Origin of the sequence: Bradyrhizobium sp. SZCCHNRI20481 (genome assembly GCF_032485055.1) — a bacterium.
Classification (GTDB): domain Bacteria; phylum Pseudomonadota; class Alphaproteobacteria; order Rhizobiales; family Xanthobacteraceae; genus Bradyrhizobium.
This window is the reverse complement of record NZ_JAUEUE010000008.1, coordinates 73,582-92,107: the sequence shown is the minus strand read 5'-3', so window position 1 is coordinate 92,107 and position 18,526 is coordinate 73,582. Positions and strand designations below refer to the sequence as shown.

Sequence of the window (18,526 nt, the reverse complement as noted above, 5' to 3'; positions counted from 1 at the left end):
GGCAGGGGGCGAACCTTAGTGGATCGCGGCGCAGGCGCAACGGTCCAGCTCAGCCCATCACCTCGCCCCGTGGCGGAATGCCCGCAACGCCTTCTCGAAGGCGTCGTCGATCGAGATTTGGGAGGGGGGCGCCGCCGTATTTAGCGCAGCGGCTTCTTCAGCAGCGAGAAGCGGTCCGGATCGAGGCCCATCGAGGGCTGCAGCATCGGCGCGTCCAGCGAGGCCGACAGATTGCCGCGATCTCCGAGGCTGCCGGCGCCGCTGTCGCCGCTCGCAGCGTCGCGGCTCGAGGTCGCTCCGCGCCAGCGCTCCAGCACGGCACTGACGAAATGCATGTCGTGTCCGGCATTGACCGAGCGGACAGTCGCGATCGTCGCTTCGCTGCGCGGCAACTGATGCAGCGGCACCTCCTTGAAGCGCAGCCGGGTCGGCAGCGCGACGCCTTCGCCGAACGCCAGCACCTCGCGGGTGCCGAGCGAGGGAACGAAGGAGAGCAGGTTGGCGGCGGCATCCGACACCGCCGAACGCAGCAGCGACTGGTCGCGCTCGTTGGCGAGCCGCATCGTGAACAGCGTGTTGCACTGGGAGATGATGGTGGCGTCGAGCTCGGCCGGCCGCTGGGTGATCAGGCCGAGATAGACGCCGTATTTGCGGCCTTCCTTGGCGATGCGCGAGATCGCCTTGCGGGTCGGGCCGAAGCCGATCGAGCGGTCGGCGGAGGCGTAGCGATGGGCTTCCTCGCAGACGAACAGCAGCGGCGAGACGCCGTCGCTCCACAGGCCGAAATCGAACGCCATGCGGCACACGACCGAGACGACGGAATCGACGACCTCGGCCGGGAAGCCGGCGAGCTGCATCACCGTCATCGGGCGGCCGTTGGCCGGCAGGCGGAACAGATGGCTGATGACCTCCGCCATGGTGTCGCCGCCGACATTGGCGTTGTCGAACATGAAGGCGTAGCGCGGGTCGTTGCGCACGGTCTCGATGCGCGAGATCAGCTTGTGATAGATGATGCGCGAGGAGCGGTTCTCCAGCTTGCCCATGCGCTCGTCGATCAGGTTGATGAGGTCGACAAGGCGGTAGGGCACCGGCGTATCGACGGTGTAGCCGACCATCTTGGGATCGACGCGCTTGAGCCCGATGCGGTCCGTATTCTGGTATTGGGTGTAGATGCCCTTCGCCAGCGGGATCACCTCGGCGAGGATGTCGAGCTCCTCCGGCACGCCGGGCCGGCCGCCGAACAGGACGTCGACGATCTCCTCGAAATTGAACAGCCAGAACGGCAGCTTCAGATTGCGGGGGTTCAGCACCAGCGCGCGCTCGCCGAAGCAGCGGCCATATTCGTTGTGGACGTCGAGCAGGAAGATGCGCAGGTTCGGCCGCGCCTTGAGGATCTCGTTGAGCAAGAGCGACACGCCCGTCGATTTGCCGACGCCGGTCGAACCGAGCACGGCGAAGTGTTTCGACAGCATTTCCTCGACATTGACACAGGCGCGCACGGAGGTGTCCTGCTGCAGCGCGCCGATGTCGATGTGGTCGCCGGCGGTCGGCGTGTAGATCGTGCGCAGCTCCTCGCTCGTGATCATGTCGACGGCGTCGCCGATGGTCGGGTAGTGGGTGACGCCGCGCTGGAACTTGGGCCGTTCGGCCGGTCCGAGGATCTCGCCCAGCAGGTCCACCGACGCCGTCGCGACGTATTCGCTGGCATGCGACAGGTCTTCGCTGGTCACCTCGGTGATGATCGCAATGATCGTGGCGCTCGGGCAGCGAATGCTGATGAAACGGCCGACTGTGGCGCGGATATCGGAAACGGTCATCTGCTGGGTCGACAGAATGCCGACGCGGGCCTGGGAGCCCCGCACCGAGATCACGCGTCCGAAGGATGTCACGGTCATGAAACCTGTGGTGAATTGTTGAGCTGACACCTTCTCTGCTGGGACTGGAAAATTTGTTAAGCGGGCAATGTTTGTGAACGTGCTGCCGCCCAGCCCGGCGGTCGGAGGGGCGCGCGGAGCGTTGCGAATGCACCTTCTCAATGGCGCCTAACACCTTGCGGCATAAGGCTTTCTGCATCCTTCCCTAAAGCGTCGCTCGAGCCGCTCGGATTAACGTCCGGTTCACCATCTCCAAGGCTCTTCCTGGAGGCTCTTCCTGTAAGGCTCTTCAGCTCTGGGCGCGCGGTGCCGAAAGATTGCCGAAAGCCAAGTGGATGGTCCCACGCCGATCCGAACCCGTCCAGCCGCTCAGCGATTTGATCGCAGCAATCTGGAACCCGGGCGTGCCTGCTATATTTTGCCCGTCAAGCGCGAGGGAGCGGATGCCGCCGATCTCGTCGAACGAAATCGGTCGCGCCCATGCCGTTGCGGACCTGATCCTCGCGTGAAGCAGGAGGATGATGTCATGGCTGAACCTACCAAGCTGCCCGTCAACACCGAGAAGGCAGGTGCGCCATCCATGCAGGGATGGCGGCCGTTCGAGAACCTGCGCCGCGAGATCGATCGCGTGTTCGAGGACTTCCATGGCGGGATCTGGCGCACGCCGTCGCTGTTCGACCAACTGCCGGATCTGGCCCGCGCACGGTCCTTTGCCGTGGCGCCGGCGGTCGACGTCGCCGAGCACGACAATGCCTATGAGGTCACGGCTGAGCTGCCGGGCCTCGACGAGAAGAACGTCGAGGTGAAAGTTGCGAGCGGCGTGCTCTCGATCAAGGGCGAGAAGCAGGAGGAAAAGGAGGAGAAGAAGAAGGACTATTACGTCCGTGAGCGCAGCTTCGGATCCTTCGAACGTTCCTTCCAGATCCCTGACGGCGTCGACACCGACAAGATCGAGGCCGTGTTCAAGCAGGGCGTGCTCAAGGTCACCCTGCCGAAGAAGCCCGAGGTGCAGAAGGCCGCCAAGACCATCGACATCAAGGCTGCCTGACCGGGCGCGGAGTCGCGCAAGCGCGCCGCGCTGTCCCATGATCATGGGACAGACGATGGATTGGACGCCGAGGAAGGGCCGCGCGCGCGGCCCTTTTTTTCGCGGAGCTGCAGGGGTAATCTGCCTCCCAAGCAAACGGTCGGCGATGCCGGACCGGGGAACGACCGGAAGGGAGACGAGAGGATGGGCAAGCTCGCACTGGCGGCCAAGATCACGCATGTACCGTCGATGTATCTCAGCGAGCTGGATGGTCCGGCCAAGGGCAAGCGACAGTCGGCGATCGACGGTCATATCGAGATCGGCCGGCGCTGCCGCGAGGCCGGCGTCGACACCATCGTCGTGTTCGACACCCATTGGCTGGTCAATGCCGGCTACCACATCAATTGCGCGCCGCATTTCGAGGGGCTCTACACCTCCAACGAGCTGCCGCACTTTATCGCCAACATGACGTATGAATACGACGGCAACCCGGAGCTCGGCCACATCCTGGCCGAGGGCGCCAACGCCCATGGCGTTGCCACCATGGCCCACGATGCGACGTCGCTGGCGCTGGAATACGGCACCTTGGTGCCGATGCGCTACATGAACCCCGACCGCCACTTCAAGGTCGTATCCGTCTCGGCGCTGTGCACCTCGCATTATCTCGCCGACAGCGCCAAGCTCGGCTGGGCGTTCCGCCGCGCGGTCGAGGATCATTACGACGGCACGGTGGCCTTCTTCGCCTCGGGCTCGCTGAGCCATCGCTTTGCCCAGAACGGCACCGCCGACGAGTATCGCGACCGCATGTTCAGCCCGTTCCTGGAGCGGCTCGACCACGAGGTGATCCAGATGTGGGAGCACGGCGAGTGGCCGGATTTCTGCGACATGCTGCCGGAATATGCCAGCAAGGGCCATGGCGAGGGCTTCATGCACGATACAGCCATGCTGCTCGGCGCGCTCGGCTGGAACCATTACGACCGCGGCGTCGAGGTGGTGACGCCGTTCTTCCCGTCGTCTGGGACGGGCCAGATCAACGCGGTCTTCCCGGTGACCCCGATGCCGCATGTGCTCGACGACATCGGCCGCCCGCGCGCTGCGGCGCTTGCGGGCGGACGGCTGTAGCAGGGAGCCGTCACCACACGCGTGCACGCGTCAATATGTCGATGATGTCCTCGGGGTAGACGGTGTCGGCCGTTTCCGCGAGCTCGGCCTCCCGCCACCAGTGCTGTCCTGCGATGGCGGCGCGCTCGAGTTCGGTCCAGTGCATCGACGACAGGTCGGCGCACGCAACTCTGATGAGGAAATAGCGCTCGTCCGAGCTGACCTCCTCGCCATCGACCATCGTGAAGGTGACCAAGCGCTGCGCGATCTGCGGCCCAGGGTCGTCGATGCAAATGCCTGTCTCCTCGAACATCTCGCGGCAGGCTGCGGCCTCGTAGCTCTCGCCTGGATGGACGCCGCCGCCCGGCGTGGCCCAGAACTGCGTCCCAGTCAGCGCGCCGGCAAGGTGGACGAACTTGAACAGCAGAAGCCTGTCGTGGGGATCGAGCACCAGCAGGCGGGCGGAGGGGCGTTCACGCATCTGACGACTTTTTTCGGGTCAGCTTCGTGCAAGCATAACACCTTCTCGAATGAAGCAGGCAGTCTTGCGTGAGGGCCGCACCCATGGCCCGGCTCCATCGAGGCAGCCGATGCGCATGGCGGGCCCGGCGCCGTCGCCTATCGCGCGGCGTTGAACTGCGGCGCTCGCGGCACGACCAATCCGTGAGGAATCCGAGGCCGGTTGACCGCATGACGCTGACGAAAATTCTGTTGCTGACGGCGCTGCTCGCGGCGCCGAGCGTGGCCGCTGCGCAGGCGCCTCATCGCGAAGCCTGCAACGTCGAGGTCGACATCGCCGACCGCGATCCGAACGGCGCCAATGTCCGCGCGGAGCCGGGCGGCAGCATCATCAAGGGGCTGAAGAATCCGACCAGCGACGGCTGGATCGTCGTGCATCTCACCGCGCAGCAGGGCGACTGGTTCGAGATCGACCGGGCCGTGCTGAACGACGTCGATCAGGGCAAGGAGAGCGTGATCTTTCAGGGCAGGGGCTTCGTGCATCGGAGCGTGGTGGGCGTCGGCGACCTGCAGAACGGTGCGGTGATCTATCGCGACCATGCCGCCTCGAGCCCGAAGCTCGATCCGCATGCGAACGGCGACCAGGCTGTCGAACTGCTCGGCTGCTTCGGCGACTTCGCCAAGATCCGCATGAAGAAAGGCATCGGCTGGACCCGGCAGCTCTGCACCAACATGGTGACGACCTGCTCGTGAGCGGCCGCGTCCGCCGCCGACGAAAGCGGATCAAACCCCTCAGGCCGCGTGCTGCCGGTGCTGCGACAGCCGCTCGCGCTCGCGCCGGCACTTGGCCGCGAATTGGCGCAGCCGCTCGATCGTCAGCGTGTCCGTGATGCTCCGCTCGAGCCGCTCGGCCCGCTCAATCTGGTCGTCGAGGTCCGTCAGCTTGGTCATGTCCCGTCTCCCTGGCCAGACAATTTGAGGCAAATTGCATCGTTCCGGCTAGATGAGGATCGTGGTGAATGACGGGTTAATTCCGTGATCGGGCGCACGTTGGCGGGATCGTGACGGCGAGCCGACGATGATCGGCGGGACTGCGTCATCGATGCACCGCAAGCGTCGGCATGGGTCGAACGGCGCACGGGCGCGACGCTGTGCCGGCCGGACCAGATCTGATTCAAGCGCTAGCCGGTCGTCGCTCGTGCGCAATAGTCGCGCCAGAACGTCCGGTATCCCTGTTCCACATGCTGCGTGTAGAGCGCGCCGTTTCCGGCGGCTGAATTCAACACCCTGGCGGGCAGCTCGGCACGGAGCGCGGCAAGCTCGCCGGGCCGCGAGCAGAATTTCAGCGCTGTCGCGAGATAGCCTTCGTCGTCATCGGCGACCCACGCATCGAGGCCGACTGCCTTGACGATCGCGCCGCCCGCCCGTGCCGAGGGGGTGCTGCCGAGCTTGGTGACGACAGGCACGCCCATCTGCAGTGACTCCCACGTCGATATGCCGCCATTTTGCGGGAACGGATCGAGTGCGATGTCGATATCGGCGAACGTCGCAAGATGCTCCTCGCGCGACGTCTTTCCGACGCAACGGAGGCGTTCCGCGGCGATGCCGTGGGCGACGAAGCGGGCGATCAATCGGTCGCGCAGCAGGGGATCGCTCATCGCATGGTTCTTGACGACGATCATAGAGCCCGGCGTCGCAGCCATCAGCTTCGACCATAGAGCCAGAGTGGGCTCCGAAAACTTGTCGGCGCGATTGAATGAGCCGAAGGTGACGTGACCGTTGCGAAGCATGGGCAGCGGCGACGGTGGAATTGGAGGCGGCGGTTCGATCGTGATCAGCGACGGTAGGTCGTAGATCCTTTCGGCAAACAGATGCCGGACCGCGGCCGGGATCGTCACCGCATCGGCCAGCAGATAGTCCATCACTGGCAGCCCCGTGCCGGTGACGCTGCCGACGGCGGAGACCTGGATCGGGGCGGGCTTGCGCGCAAACAAGGTGAGCCGATGGCCGGCGGAATGCCCTGAGAGGTCGACGAGGATGTCGACCTTGTCGGCCCGGATCTGCTCGGCGAGCCTCTCGTCGGTCAACTGCCAGGCGTCGACCCAGCGATCGACCTGCGAACGGCATAACTCCGTCTTGGCGTCCTTTGCCGGCGAACAGGAATAGGCGATGATTTCGAACTTGGCGCGGTCGTGATGGCGCAGGATCGGCAGGAAGCCGAGAGCCGCCGAATGCTCGCGGAAATCGGAAGAGACGTAGCCCACGACAAGCTGCCGATCGGGGTCGAGATCTCGCCCACCGAGTTGGACACGGGGTAATCGCGAGCCGATCGCTTCCCACCAATATCTCCGTTCTGCCTGGAGACGTTCGACTCCAATCTCGGGCAGGAAATCCAGCGCGAAGATCTTCTTGGTGATCGCGTCCTCGTAGTTCGGGTTGATCGCGAGCGCGCGGTCGTAATCCGCAATCGCCGTGGCGATGTCGCCTTGCATCGCAGAGCAGACCCCGAGCAGGGTCCAGGCGCTCTCCTGCTTCGGGTTCTGCGCCAGGATCTTGTCGACGAACGAGATCGCCAGGGCGATGTTGCCGCGCACGAGCGAAACCGTGGCCTTGCCGCGCAGTGCGTCTTCCAGCAACGGTTCGAGGACCAGTGCCGCGTCAAAATCGGCTTCTGCCTCGTCGAACTTGCCCTGCTCCTGATAGGCCCGCCCGCGCTGGGCGAGGGCAGGGGCCGCATTCGGATTGATGGCCAGCGCCGCAGTCAGCGCCGCCAGTGCAGCATCGAAATTCCGCAGGTTCATGCTGACCAGGCCCTTGCCGAACAGGGCCGTCAGCAGCCGCGGCTGCAGTGCAAGCGCGCGATCGAAGCTCTGGCCGGCGTCCTCGTACCGGCCCGTGAGCAGCAGCGCCATCCCGCGATTGGCGTGGGCGTCGCCATAGCCGGGCTTCAGCGCGATGGCGCGGTCATGCGCAGCAATCGCCTCCTCGAAACGCGAGAGGCTCATCAGCGTAGTGCCGAGATTGGTGAGCGCGGCCGGGAAGTTCGGCTGGAGTTCGACGGCGCGTTCGTAACGAGCGCGGGCCTCCTGATAGCGGCCGAGCCGGAATAACGAGAGACCAAGATCGGACTGGGCTCCGGCCGAGCGCGGGTCGATCTCGACCGCGCGTGTCAGGACGAGTACCGCCTGGTCGAAACGGCCGCAATCCCGCTCGGACACGCCGAGCAGATGCAGGGCGCCGAAATGATGCGGCAGGTCCTGCAGGATCTGCTGGCACAGCGCCTGAGCTTCCGGATGTCGGCCTTCGCGGTAGGCCTTGACGGCCGCTGGCAACAGCACGTTCGCCTGTTTTTTGGCGCGCTTCTGCAGCCTTGCGTTTTGAAAGGCGCGGGAGCCAACGCTGCTTTGCAAGTGCAATCCTCCGGGGAGCGCTTCATCGCTCGCAATGGTTGTTTTGTTTTCGCCGATTCGCAATCGGGAGGACTGTGTTCCCGGCAATTCGGCGTCGGGTCAGGCGGTGTCGACCATCCGCCATCGCAAGCATCGCGCTGGAGGATCTGGAAGAACAAGGTACCGCTGCGATCGACAGAGCTCTCCGAGGACGAAGTGCGCGGAGACGCCGAGGTGCAGTGACGGGAACAACGAAGTGTGCGCGACGACGGGGTGGCGTTTCGTTCGCGAGTCGAAACCGGCTGACCTCAAAAATAGTGGGTCAGCACCGAAATGGCTGGGGAACCTGGATTCGAACCAAGACAAACAGAGTCAGAGTCTGTTGTGCTACCGTTACACCATTCCCCAACGGAATGCCCTGCAGTTTCAAGCAATTGCCGGACTGTCTGGCACCGTTTTGCGCGCCGGCCGGCAAAGCAGGGCCGCGGCGACGGGTCCTTCTACCCGCATGTCTCAGGTTTTGGCAAGCCGCTGGATGACGGATTTCCAACGTGCTCTGGCCGCCGCCGCGCCACGGGCCGGCAGGGGTCTAGCGCCCGCCTCTCGCGGCCCGCGGCTTTCGCAGCCCGTCCTGGCCGGCGCCCAGCAGCAGGACCAGGCAGGCGCCGAGCCGTTCCGCGATCTCGTTCACCGGACGGCTCTCGCACGTGACCGTGACGATGCAGGACGAGCAGAGCCTGGACGGCGAGGGCGTGGCCAACGCCGAGATGGCGCGGCAGTAGGCGACAAGAAGCGGCGGATTATTCCGCCGCTTCCTTGACCGGACCTGCCGCTGCGGTCTCGGGCTCGTGGTCGATATGCGTGCGGCCCCAGCGCGCGAAGGCGTTGTTGACCTTGTCGAGATAGAGATAGACCACCGGCGTCGTGAACAGCGTCAGCATCTGGCTGACGATGAGGCCGCCGACCATCGCATAGCCGAGCGGCTGGCGGATCTCCGAGCCGGTGCCGTTGCCGAGCATCAGCGGCACACCGCCGAGCAGCGCGGCCATGGTCGTCATCATGATCGGACGGAAGCGCAGCAGGGCGGCCTGGCGGATCGACTGCTCCGGCGGCAGATGCTGGTCGCGTTCGGCGGCGATGGCGAAGTCGACCATCATGATGCCGTTCTTCTTCACGATGCCGATCAGCAGGATGACGCCGATCAGCGCAATCAGGCTGAAATCGTAGCCGAACGCCATCAGGATCGCGAGCGCGCCGACGCCGGCCGAGGGCAGCGTCGAGAGAATCGTGATCGGGTGGATGTAGCTCTCGTAGAGGATGCCGAGGATCAGATAGACCACGACGAGGGCGGCGAGGATCAAGAGCGGCACGGTCGACAGCGACTGCTGGAACGCCTGCGCAGTGCCCTGAAAGCTCGAGTTCAAGGTTGCCGGCGCGCCGAGCTCGACCATCGCGCGCTGCACCGCATCGGTGGCCTGGCCGAGCGCGACGCCCTGGGCGAGGTTGAAGCTGATCGTGATCGACGGGAACTGGCCCTGGTGGCTGATCGACAGCGGCCGCACCGGCACGTTGGTCCAACTGGCGAAGGTCGAGAGCGGCACCTGGTCGCCGGTGGTCGGCGATTTCACGTAGAGCTTGTTGAGCGTGTCGATGTTGCCCTGCAGCTCAGGCAGGATCTCCAGGATCACGCGGTAGGAGTTGAGCTGGGTGAAGTACTGCGCGACCTGGCGCTGGCCGAACGCGTCATACAGCGTGTCATCGATCAGCTGCGGCGAGATGCCGTACCGCGAGGCGGTGTCGCGGTTGATCGTGAGCTGCACGGTGGTGCCGTCGGCCTGCTGGTCGGTGGCGACGTCGCGCAGCTGCGGCAGCGAACGCATCTTCTCAAGGATCTTCGGCGCCCATTCGTTCAGCTCCGCGACGTTGGGATCCTGCAAGGTGAACTCGAACTGGGTGCGGGACGGGCGGCCGCCGAGCCGGATGTCCTGCGCTGCCTGCATGTAGAGCCGCGCACCCTCGACCTTCTCGAGCTGCGGCCGCAGGCGGGTGATGATCTGCTGCGCCGTCGCGTTGCGCTCCTCGCGCGGCTTCAGCGTGATGAACATGTTGCCGTTGTTGCCGGCGCGGCCGGAGCCGCCGATTGCCATGGCCACGCTGGCGACGTCGTGATCGGCCATTACGATGTTGGCGAGCGCCTCCTGGCGCGACTGCATCGCCTTGAACGAGATGTCCTGGGAGGCCTCCGAGGTCGCGGTGATCAGGCCGACGTCCTGCTGCGGGAAGAAGCCCTTCGGGATCAGGATGAACAGATAGACCGACAATCCGAGCGTGGCGAAGAACACCATCAAGGTGGCGAAGCGCCAGCGCAGCGCCAGATCGAGCCCCTTCTCATAGGCGCGCAGCATCGCGTCGAACGCGGCCTCGCTCCATTGGTAGAACTTGCCGTGCTGCGCGGCGTGCTCGTTGCGCAGGAAGCGCGAGGCCATCATCGGCGTCAGCGTCAGCGACACGAACATCGAGACGAAGATGGTCATCGCCAGCACGACCGCGAATTCGCGGAACAGCCGGCCGATGATGCCGCCCATCAGCAGCAGCGGGATCAGCACCGCGACCAGCGAGATCGAGATCGACACGATGGTGAAGCCGATCTCCTTGGCGCCCTTGTAGGCGGCGGCCATCGGCGATTCGCCTTCCTCGACATAGCGAGAGATGTTCTCGAGCATGACGATGGCGTCGTCGACCACGAAGCCCACCGCGATCGTCAGTGCCATCAGCGACAGATTGTCGAGCGTGTAGCCAACCCCCCACATCATCGCGCAGGCGCCGAGCAACGCCAGCGGCACTGTGATGGTCGGGATCACCGTCGCCCAGAAGCTGCGCAGGAAGATGAAGATGACCATCACCACCAGGAAGATGGTCAGGATCAGCGTGAACTGAACGTCCTCAACGGCGGCGCGGATGGTGGTGGTGCGGTCGGAGATGAGATCGATCTTGATCGCCGGTGGGATCGCCGCGACCAGCCGCGGCAACAGCCCCTTGATGCGGTCAACGGTCTCGATGACGTTGGCGCCGGGCTGCTTGAAGATCACCAGGAACACGCCGCGCTTGCCATTGGCCCAAGCCGCCTGCTTGGCGTCCTCGGCTCCGGTCACAGCCTTGCCGATGTCGCGGATGCGCAGCGGGCCGCCATTGCGGTAGGCGATGATGACGTCGTTCCAGTCCTTCGACTCGGTGAGCTGGTCGTTGGCGTAGATCGTATAGGCCCGCCGCTCGCCGTCGATGTTGCCCTTGGGCGCGTCGACCGTGGTGATCGCGATCTGGCTGCGCACATCCTCCATCGACAGCCCCTTGGCGACGAGCTTGGCCGGGTCGATCTGGATGCGGATGGATGGTTTCTGCTGGCCGCCGATGATCACCTGGGCGACGCCCGAGATCTGGCTGATCTGCTGAGCGAGACCGGCGTCGACCGCGTCGCTGACGGTGGTCAGCGGCAGCGTCTCGGAGGTCGCCGACAGCAGCAGGATCGGCGAGTCCGCCGGGTTGACCTTGCGGTAGGTCGGCGGCGACGGCAGATTCTTCGGCAGCTGGCCGGAGGCGGCATTGATTGCGCCTTGGACGTCGTTGGCGGCGCCGTCGATGCTGCGATTGAGGTCGAACTGGATCGTGACCGATGCGGTGCCCAGGTAGCTGGTCGAGGTCATCTGGGCGATGCCCGGGATCTGGGCGAACTGCCGCTCCAGCGGCTGGGCGACCGAGGTCGCCATGGTCTCGGGGCTGCCGCCTGGCAGGTTCGCCGTGACCTGAATGGTCGGGAAGTCGACCTGCGGCAGCGGTGCGACCGGCAGCAGGGGGTAGGCGACGAGGCCGATGAACAGGATACCTGCCATCAGCAGCGAGGTGCCGATGGGGTATTTGATGAAGGGTGCCGAGATGCCGCCGCCGTTCATTCCTGCCGGACCTTAGCTGGCGCCGGCTCCGAGCTGGCCACCGCGGTGGTCACGACCGAGCCTGGCTGCACTTTGAATTGACCGCCCGTAATCACCTGCTGGCCGGGGGTCAGCCCCTCTTCGACCACGGTACGGCCATCGATCGAAACGCCGACCTTCACCTTGCGCAGCTCGGCCTTGTTGTCCGGGCTCACCGTGTAGGAATAGAGCCCGTTGGTCGAATGCTGGACGGCGTCGTCGGGAACCACCGTGGCGTCCTTCAGCGTCCGCACCAGGAGCCGCGTCGACACCGACTGTCCGGGCCACAGCACGTGGTCCTTGTTGTCGAACACCGCCTTCAGCCGGATCGTTCCACTCGACGTGTCGACCTGGTTGTTCACGACCATCAGCTTGCCTTCGGCGAGCTGTTTCTTGCCGTCGGTGGTGAGCGCAATCACCTTCAGGGCAGCAACCTTCTGCGCCTCGTTGATATAGGGCAACTGCTCCTCCGGCGCGGTGAAGATCACCGCAATCGGCTCGATCTGCGCGATCGAAACGATGCCGGTCTGGGTCGAGGCATTGACGATGTTGCCGATGTCGACCTGGCGCAGGCCGGCGACGCCGGAGATCGGCGCCTTGACCTGCGTGTAGCTGAGCTGGGTCTGGGCATTGGCGATCGCGGCGTCGTCGGCTGCGATCTGAGCGGTGAGCTGCGCGACGGTGGCGCGCTGCGTGTCCTGCTGCTGCCGGGTCGCGAACTCGCCGAGCTTGGTGGTGCGCTGCAGGTCGAGATTGGCGTTGTTGAGATTGGCCTCGTCCTGCGCCCGCTTGGCCTTGGCTTGGTCGAGCGCCGCCTGGAATGGCCTCGGGTCGATCTCGACCAGCAGGTCGCCCTCGTTCACGAGCTGTCCTTCGGTGAAGGCGATCTTGTCGATCTGGCCGTCGACGCGGGTGCGGACCTGGACCGTATTGAAGCCTTGCACGGTCCCCAGGCCGGTGAGGAAGACCGGGAAGTCCGTCTTCTGGACCAGCACGGTCGAGACTCGAACGGCCTGCGGCCCGGCCGATTTCTGCGCAGCCGTCTTCTTCGCTGCCTCGGCACCCTGATAGCGCTGCCAGCCGTAATAGCCGGCGCCGCCGAGAGCCGCCAGCAGCAGGATCCAACCTATGGTTCGCGATGTCTTCATGCTGGCCCACATGCTGAGACGAACAGGATAACCGGTCTTTAAAACCATTCCCAGCACGCCAGATATAGTACGCACGCAATTAATGTGTAAACACACGAGCGCGTGGACAAACCTAAACAATCGGCAAGCTTCGAGGGATCGCAAGGGAGTTCACAGCCATGTCGCTGGATATGAGACGTCAGCTCGTTGCGCAGCTTGTCGAAAGCTCGCGCATCCTGCGCAACTATATTGATCATCGTGCCAAACAGCGCGGCACGACCCGCGCACAATGGGTGGTGCTGTTTCGGCTGCGCGCGCATGAGGGGATGTCACAGGTCGATCTCGCAGAAGTGCTGGAACTGCAGCCCATTTCGCTGGTGCGTCTGCTCGACAGGCTGGTCGAGCAGGGGCTGCTGGAGCGCCGGCACGATCCGAGGGATCGCCGCGCGAACCGTCTCCATCTCACCGCCGCGGGACGAAAGCTCGTCGATGATCTCGACGAGCTGCGCGATGCGATTGCCGGCGAGGTTCTGCACGACATTCCGGACGAGGCCGTCGCGACCAGCCTGTCCACGCTCAGGGACCTGAAGGATCGGATCAAGACGCTATCCGATCCGAAAGCCGAGGTCGCGCTCAAATAGCCGAGCCGCAGCGCGGACCGTCTTGATCCCATCTTGAGTTGCGCCGTTCTACTAAAACATCTTGAGTGCGAAAAATGGCGCAGAAGCTTGCCATTGCCGCCGTGCGGCCTGCGCGAGAGCAGGGCGGTCTGCGGCATTCCTCTGCCGCCATCGTCGGCCAGCGCGCCGCGCCGGATCTGTCGCCGACCGCGCGGGTCTCTCGTGCGAAAGCCGCACTCCGACCTATTCTCGCCGTCTTGTCGCGCCCGATGGGAGCTGATTAGAAGCCGATGAGTCCCGGCCGCCGTCATGGTGCCGTCGGGCAGGGCAGGATTCAACCGGAGCGAGGCTGCGTCGCCCGACGATGCGCCGTGCGACGATAGCGAATGGGGAGCTCACGATGGAAGAACTGAATGGAAAGATGCTCGCGTGCCAGATCCTGGTCACCGGCCTGATCGCGCGCGTCGCCAACGAGCAGCGCGATCCCTTGCGCTTCCTGACCGATTTTCGCGATGAGATCAGGGCCGTCGTCAAGGGCGTGCGGATCGCGGGGGTCGATGATTCCGATCGCGTGCGCCAGATCGCGGTGCAGACCGTGGACGAGCTGTTCTCGCTGATGAAGCCGCCGAGCAGCGACGAGCCGGCTGGCTCGTCGAACTGACAAGCGCAGCGATTCGACGGCAGCGCGAGTCAATTCGCGCTGTTTAGAATGATTTCAAGTTCCGCATGTTGTTAGTTGAGCGTTTTAGAATTGTTTTGATCTGGAACTATTCAAGGCCAAATTAGGGCTCCTCAAATTGACCCCCTGAAACGCGCCCGATACCAACGACACATCGTTGCAACGCAAATGATCCGCGTTCGCGATGTGGAACGAAAAAATCTGGGGCGCGTGAAAATAAAATGGGACAGGTGAGAGCACCGGGTTCGCTGCGTGGGGTCGCAGCGATGAAGGTCAATGACGGACGAGGAGAGGGGCCCTCCGTCACCAAGGTGTCGGCGGTGGCCGGGCTGATGGCGGTGGCATCGATGTCCTCGGCCGAGGCGCAGCCGGCTTCCGACCTGCCCCCGGTCAACGTCGACGCGCCGATCGCGCGCGCCAAGCCGACGTCCTCCAAGCCGACCGCCGAGCAGGTCCGCGCGCGCAATGCCCTGCGCCGCGCGGCGGCCCGTCAACAGGCGGCGCAGCAGGCCGCGGTGGCGTTCCCGAACGCGGGCGGGCTGTCTGCGCCGGACGCCAACCCTTACGCGGACGCAGCCGAGCCCTACAAGGTCAACCGCGTGCAGGCGTCGGGCAAGTTTCCTGAGCCGCTCCTGAATACGCCCAAGACCATCACGGTGATGAGCAAGGAGGTGCTGCAGGACAAGCACATCACGGCGCTCAAGGAGATCGGCCGCTCGACCGCCGGCGTCACGCTCGGCTCGGGCGAGGGCGGCAATGCGTTCGGCGACCGCTTCTTCATTCGCGGCTTCGATGCCCGCAACGACGTGTTCATCGACGGCATCCGCGATCCCGCGGTGTCGATCCGCGAGAACTTCTTCACCGAGCAGATCGAGATCCTGCGCGGCCCGGCTTCTTCGTATGCCGGACGCGGCACCGCCGGCGGCGCCATCAACATCGTCACCAAGCAGGCTGGCGATACCAACTTCAAGCGGATGGATACCGAGTTCGGCACCGACCAGCAGAAGCGCGTCACACTCGACGTGAACCAGGTGATCTCGCCAACCTTCTCGGTGCGCACCGGCGGTCTGTTCCAGGACTCCAACGTCGCGGGGCGCAACTACGTCACCGATGACCGCTGGGGCGCCTTCCTCTCGACCAAGTGGACGCCGATCGACGATCTCAAGATCACGACGAACTATGTCCATACCGATCTGTCGGGTTATCCGGATTTCGGTGTACCCTACTACAAGCAAGGCAACGTCCCCGTGACCTCCGCGGGCATTCCGCGCGGCACCTGGTATGGCTTCCTCAATCGCGACTTCCAGACGGCGCGGCAGGATTTCGGCACTGCCGCGGCCGAGTACAAGGTCAACGAGGCGATCACCCTCAGCAGCAAGTTCCGCGGCGAGCACTCGCTGCTCAACTATATCGGCACCTTGCCGCAGAATCCGAACACGACCAGCCCCAATCCGCTGCTCTGGACCACCACGGCGAGCGCGCAGAGCCGCTACCAGACGGTGGACGTGTGGGCGAACCAGAACGATGCGACGTTCAAGCTCGATACGGGGGGCATCAAGCACACGGCGGTGCTTGGTACCGAGTTCTCGAACGAGAACATCTCGATCGATCGCTACACCGGCCTCTCGTCCGAACTGTTCGGCGGCGGCTCGACCAGCTCGGGCGCGGTCACCGGCGTCAACGTGTACTCGCCGCAGTACACCTACATCCCATTCAGCAATACGCCGTCGCTGGTGGGCAACCCGACGCGCTACGGCGTCAACACCAACAGCGTCTACGTCATGGACACGGCCAACTGGCAGGACACGGTCATCCTGAACGGTGGGGTGCGCTATGACGGCTACACCATGAGCTCGTCGACGAACTCGCCGAAATACCTCAAGATGAACGCCGACCTGGTCAACTACAATGTCGGCCTGGTCTACAAGCCGATGCCGATCGGCAGCATCTACGCGGCCTATGCGACCTCGGCCAATCCGTTCGGCTCCGAGCTCGACGCCACCGGCACCGACTATGGCGGCGTGCCCGCCAACACCGCCGTGCTGCTCGGGCCGGAGCGCAACAAGGCCGCCGAGCTCGGCACCAAATGGGAGCTGGTCGACCGCCATCTGCTGGTCTCAGCCGCGCTGTTCCAGACCACCAAGGACAATGCCCGCGAGACCGTCGGCGGCCTGCTCACCTCGGGCGCGGCCTACCGCATCCAGGGCATCGACATCGAGGCGGAAGGCAAGCTCACCGATCGCTGGAGCATCTTCGGCGGCCTGGTGCTGATGCAGTCGAAGGTCACGCAGAGTGGCGTCGCTTCCAACATCGGCCTGCAGCTCGCCAACATCGCGCATCAGTCGTTCAGCATGCTGTCGAAGTACAAGCTCGACAATGGCTGGGAGATCGGCGGGCAGGCGGTCTACCGCTCCAAGGTCTATGGCGGCACCTTCGCGGCGAACACCGGCAACGAGCTACCGAGCTACTGGCGCTTCGACGCGTTCGTCGAGAAGAAGCTCGACGCGCACTGGACCATGAAGCTTTATGCCCAGAACCTGACCAACAAGCTGTACTACGACACGCTGTATCGGAGCGCGGTGCCGTTCGTCGCCGTGGCCCCGGGGCGCGCCTTCTACATCGTCACCACTGCGAAGTTCTGATCATGCTGATCTGCATCCCCGACGTTCTGTCGAAAGACGAGGTGGCCGACTTCCGCCGCATCATGGATGCGGCGGAGTGGGAGGACGGCCGCTCGACGGCCGGGGCGCAGTCGGCCATGGTCAAGCGCAATGAGCAGTTGCCGCCCGACGGCGAGGCGGCGCGGGTGCTGGGCCAGCGCATCATCACGGCGCTGACGAAAAATCCGCGCTTCCTGTCGGCGGCGATCCCGCTGCAGATCTTTCCGCCTTTGTTCAACCGCTACACCGCCTCGCGCGGCGACCATTTCGGCATCCATGTCGACAATGCCGTGCGCGGCGATCCGCTGACCGGCCTGCGCATCCGCACCGACCTGTCGATGACCTTGTTCCTGGTCGAGCCCGACAGCTATGACGGTGGCGAGCTTGTGATCGAGGACACCTACGGCTCGCACGAAGTCAAGTTGCCCGCGGGGCACGCGGTGCTGTATCCGTCATCGAGCCTTCACATGGTCACGCCGGTCACGCGCGGCGCCCGGGTCGCCTCTTTTTTCTGGATGCAGAGCATGATACGGGATGCCCACGTCCGGAGCATGATCTTCGATCTGGACACGGCGATCCAGAGCTTGGCGGAACGCCTCGGGAGGGACGATCCCGATGCTGTCAAGCTGACCGGCATCTATCACAATCTGATCCGGCAATGGGCCGAGGTCTAATGGGCCGAGATATGATGACATCGTTCCTCGTTAGGTTTGCAATCGTCCTGTCATGTCTGTCTGTTGCTGCGGGGCTACCTGCATATGCGCAGCAGGAGCCGGCCAGGTCCGCCCCGGCGGTCTCGACCGATCCGTCCGCGACGGCGCCGGGCACGGCACACACGATGGCACCACCGGCATCGGTCCAGGCCGCGCCGACGGCTGCTGCGCCGGCCGGCGCAGAGAGCGGCACCCGAAGCGGCAAGTCGGTTGCCACCGGACTCGACGAGCTGTCGCCACTCGGCATGTTCCTCAAGGCCGACATGGTCGTCAAAGCGGTCATGATCGCGCTGGCGCTAGCTTCGGTCGCGAGCTGGGCGATCCTAATTGCCAAGAGCATCGAGTTTTCCGTGCTGCGCCGGCGGCTCGTCGGCGCGCTGCGCAAGCTCACCGGCGCCAAGTCGCTGGCGGAAGCGCAGCTCGCGCTCGGCCATGGAAGAAACGTTGCGGCGGTACTGCTGCAGGCGGCGATATCGGAGGCCCGGCTGTCGGCAGGGCTGAACAGCGATGAGGGCATCAAGGAGCGCGCGGCCTCGAGCTTCACCGAGATCGTGCGTGCCGAGGCCCGGCGCGTGCGCGTCGGCATGGGCCTGCTCGCCACGGTCGGCGCAATCTCGCCCTTCGTCGGGCTGTTCGGCACCGTCTGGGGCATCATGAACAGCTTCATCGGCATTTCCAAATCGCAGACCACCAACCTCGCGGTGGTCGCGCCGGGCATCGCCGAGGCGCTGCTGGCGACCGCGATCGGGCTTGCCGCCGCGATCCCGGCCGTCATCATCTACAATCACTTTTCGCGCGTGACGAAGGGCTATCTCGAGCTCGTCAACCGCGCATCGGGCGCCGCCGGCCGCCTGCTGTCGCGTGATCTCGACCGCAGCCAGGTCGGCATTCACGTGCGCGCGGCGGAGTAGC

Annotated in this window: 14 protein-coding genes and 1 tRNA gene; 8 read left to right on the top strand and 7 right to left on the bottom strand. The window is 64.7% G+C overall.

All coding sequences use genetic code 11. The features are described from left to right. Positions 1–140: 140 nt before the first annotated feature. Positions 141–1,895, bottom strand: a complete 1,755-nt coding sequence (locus tag QX132_RS14925; RefSeq protein WP_315739682.1) for an ATP-binding protein — start codon at positions 1,893–1,895, stop codon at positions 141–143. Positions 1,896–2,400: 505 nt separating this feature from the next. On the opposite strand from QX132_RS14925, the gene QX132_RS14920 reads away from it, so the two are divergent. After that, entirely contained in the window at positions 2,401–2,922 is a 522-nt protein-coding gene (locus QX132_RS14920) for an Hsp20/alpha crystallin family protein (RefSeq protein WP_316161712.1), read from the top strand. Positions 2,923–3,105: 183 nt separating this feature from the next. After that, positions 3,106–4,023 (top strand): 3,4-dihydroxyphenylacetate 2,3-dioxygenase, encoded by a 918-nt coding sequence (gene hpaD, locus QX132_RS14915; protein WP_315797647.1) that lies wholly within the window; start codon positions 3,106–3,108, stop codon positions 4,021–4,023. A gap of 10 nt (positions 4,024–4,033) precedes the next feature. On the opposite strand, the gene QX132_RS14910 is transcribed toward hpaD, so the two are convergent. After that, a complete protein-coding gene (locus QX132_RS14910) occupies positions 4,034–4,483 on the bottom strand; it encodes an NUDIX hydrolase (RefSeq protein ID WP_316161711.1) in 450 nt (149 codons plus the stop codon). A 209-nt stretch (positions 4,484–4,692) separates the two neighbouring features. Here QX132_RS14910 and QX132_RS14905 point away from each other — a divergent pair, with 209 nt between their 5' ends. After that, positions 4,693–5,214: a hypothetical protein gene (locus QX132_RS14905; RefSeq protein WP_316161709.1), complete on the top strand. Its 522-nt coding sequence runs from the start codon at positions 4,693–4,695 to the stop codon at positions 5,212–5,214. 39 nt (positions 5,215–5,253) lie between these two features. Here QX132_RS14905 and QX132_RS14900 read toward each other — a convergent pair whose 3' ends face one another. The 5 genes from QX132_RS14900 to QX132_RS14880 all read right to left on the bottom strand — a co-directional run bounded on the left by QX132_RS14900 (position 5,254) and on the right by QX132_RS14880 (position 12,963). Further along, positions 5,254–5,412: a hypothetical protein gene (locus QX132_RS14900; RefSeq protein WP_315781062.1), complete on the bottom strand. Its 159-nt coding sequence runs from the start codon at positions 5,410–5,412 to the stop codon at positions 5,254–5,256. 230 nt (positions 5,413–5,642) lie between these two features. Further along, positions 5,643–7,871: a tetratricopeptide repeat protein gene (locus QX132_RS14895; protein ID WP_316161708.1), complete on the bottom strand. Its 2,229-nt coding sequence runs from the start codon at positions 7,869–7,871 to the stop codon at positions 5,643–5,645. 313 nt (positions 7,872–8,184) lie between these two features. Further along, a tRNA-Gln gene (locus QX132_RS14890) sits at positions 8,185–8,258 on the bottom strand. Between the two features lie 392 nt (positions 8,259–8,650). Then, a complete protein-coding gene (locus QX132_RS14885) occupies positions 8,651–11,797 on the bottom strand; it encodes an efflux RND transporter permease subunit (protein ID WP_315812297.1) in 3,147 nt (1,048 codons plus the stop codon). Beyond that, positions 11,794–12,963 (bottom strand): efflux RND transporter periplasmic adaptor subunit, encoded by a 1,170-nt coding sequence (locus QX132_RS14880; RefSeq protein WP_315739691.1) that lies wholly within the window; start codon positions 12,961–12,963, stop codon positions 11,794–11,796. The genes QX132_RS14885 and QX132_RS14880 overlap by 4 nt, the downstream gene beginning before the upstream one ends. A 158-nt stretch (positions 12,964–13,121) precedes the next feature. Between QX132_RS14880 and QX132_RS14875 the strand changes: the two genes are divergently transcribed. The 5 genes from QX132_RS14875 (at position 13,122) to exbB (ending at position 18,525) form a co-directional block, all read left to right on the top strand. After that, entirely contained in the window at positions 13,122–13,583 is a 462-nt protein-coding gene (locus tag QX132_RS14875) for a MarR family transcriptional regulator (RefSeq protein ID WP_315739692.1), read from the top strand. Positions 13,584–13,962: 379 nt separating this feature from the next. Beyond that, positions 13,963–14,223 carry a hypothetical protein gene (locus tag QX132_RS14870; protein WP_315739693.1) on the top strand — a complete coding sequence of 87 codons (261 nt, stop codon included), beginning with the start codon at positions 13,963–13,965 and terminating at the stop codon, positions 14,221–14,223. 239 nt (positions 14,224–14,462) lie between these two features. Then, positions 14,463–16,883 (top strand): TonB-dependent receptor, encoded by a 2,421-nt coding sequence (locus QX132_RS14865; RefSeq protein ID WP_316161706.1) that lies wholly within the window; start codon positions 14,463–14,465, stop codon positions 16,881–16,883. Between the two features lie 2 nt (positions 16,884–16,885). Beyond that, positions 16,886–17,575: a Fe2+-dependent dioxygenase gene (locus QX132_RS14860; protein WP_316161705.1), complete on the top strand. Its 690-nt coding sequence runs from the start codon at positions 16,886–16,888 to the stop codon at positions 17,573–17,575. 11 nt (positions 17,576–17,586) lie between these two features. Beyond that, positions 17,587–18,525: a tonB-system energizer ExbB gene (gene exbB, locus QX132_RS14855; protein ID WP_316161703.1), complete on the top strand. Its 939-nt coding sequence runs from the start codon at positions 17,587–17,589 to the stop codon at positions 18,523–18,525. Position 18,526 lies beyond the last annotated feature (1 nt).

What these genes read in the sequence shown, in the direction of transcription:
- QX132_RS14865 (WP_316161706.1), top strand. Translation starts at nt 14,463, where the DNA reads ATGGGACAGGTGAGAGCACCGGGTTCGCTGCGTGGGGTCGCAGCGATG.
- QX132_RS14910 (WP_316161711.1), bottom strand. Translation starts at nt 4,483, where the DNA reads ATGCGTGAACGCCCCTCCGCCCGCCTGCTGGTGCTCGATCCCCACGAC.
- QX132_RS14870 (WP_315739693.1), top strand. Translation starts at nt 13,963, where the DNA reads ATGGAAGAACTGAATGGAAAGATGCTCGCGTGCCAGATCCTGGTCACC.
- QX132_RS14900 (WP_315781062.1), bottom strand. Translation starts at nt 5,412, where the DNA reads ATGACCAAGCTGACGGACCTCGACGACCAGATTGAGCGGGCCGAGCGG.
- QX132_RS14885 (WP_315812297.1), bottom strand. Translation starts at nt 11,797, where the DNA reads ATGAACGGCGGCGGCATCTCGGCACCCTTCATCAAATACCCCATCGGC.
- QX132_RS14920 (WP_316161712.1), top strand. Translation starts at nt 2,401, where the DNA reads ATGGCTGAACCTACCAAGCTGCCCGTCAACACCGAGAAGGCAGGTGCG.
- QX132_RS14860 (WP_316161705.1), top strand. Translation starts at nt 16,886, where the DNA reads ATGCTGATCTGCATCCCCGACGTTCTGTCGAAAGACGAGGTGGCCGAC.
- QX132_RS14875 (WP_315739692.1), top strand. Translation starts at nt 13,122, where the DNA reads ATGTCGCTGGATATGAGACGTCAGCTCGTTGCGCAGCTTGTCGAAAGC.
- exbB (WP_316161703.1), top strand. Translation starts at nt 17,587, where the DNA reads ATGATGACATCGTTCCTCGTTAGGTTTGCAATCGTCCTGTCATGTCTG.
- QX132_RS14925 (WP_315739682.1), bottom strand. Translation starts at nt 1,895, where the DNA reads ATGACCGTGACATCCTTCGGACGCGTGATCTCGGTGCGGGGCTCCCAG.
- QX132_RS14880 (WP_315739691.1), bottom strand. Translation starts at nt 12,963, where the DNA reads ATGAAGACATCGCGAACCATAGGTTGGATCCTGCTGCTGGCGGCTCTC.
- QX132_RS14905 (WP_316161709.1), top strand. Translation starts at nt 4,693, where the DNA reads ATGACGCTGACGAAAATTCTGTTGCTGACGGCGCTGCTCGCGGCGCCG.
- hpaD (WP_315797647.1), top strand. Translation starts at nt 3,106, where the DNA reads ATGGGCAAGCTCGCACTGGCGGCCAAGATCACGCATGTACCGTCGATG.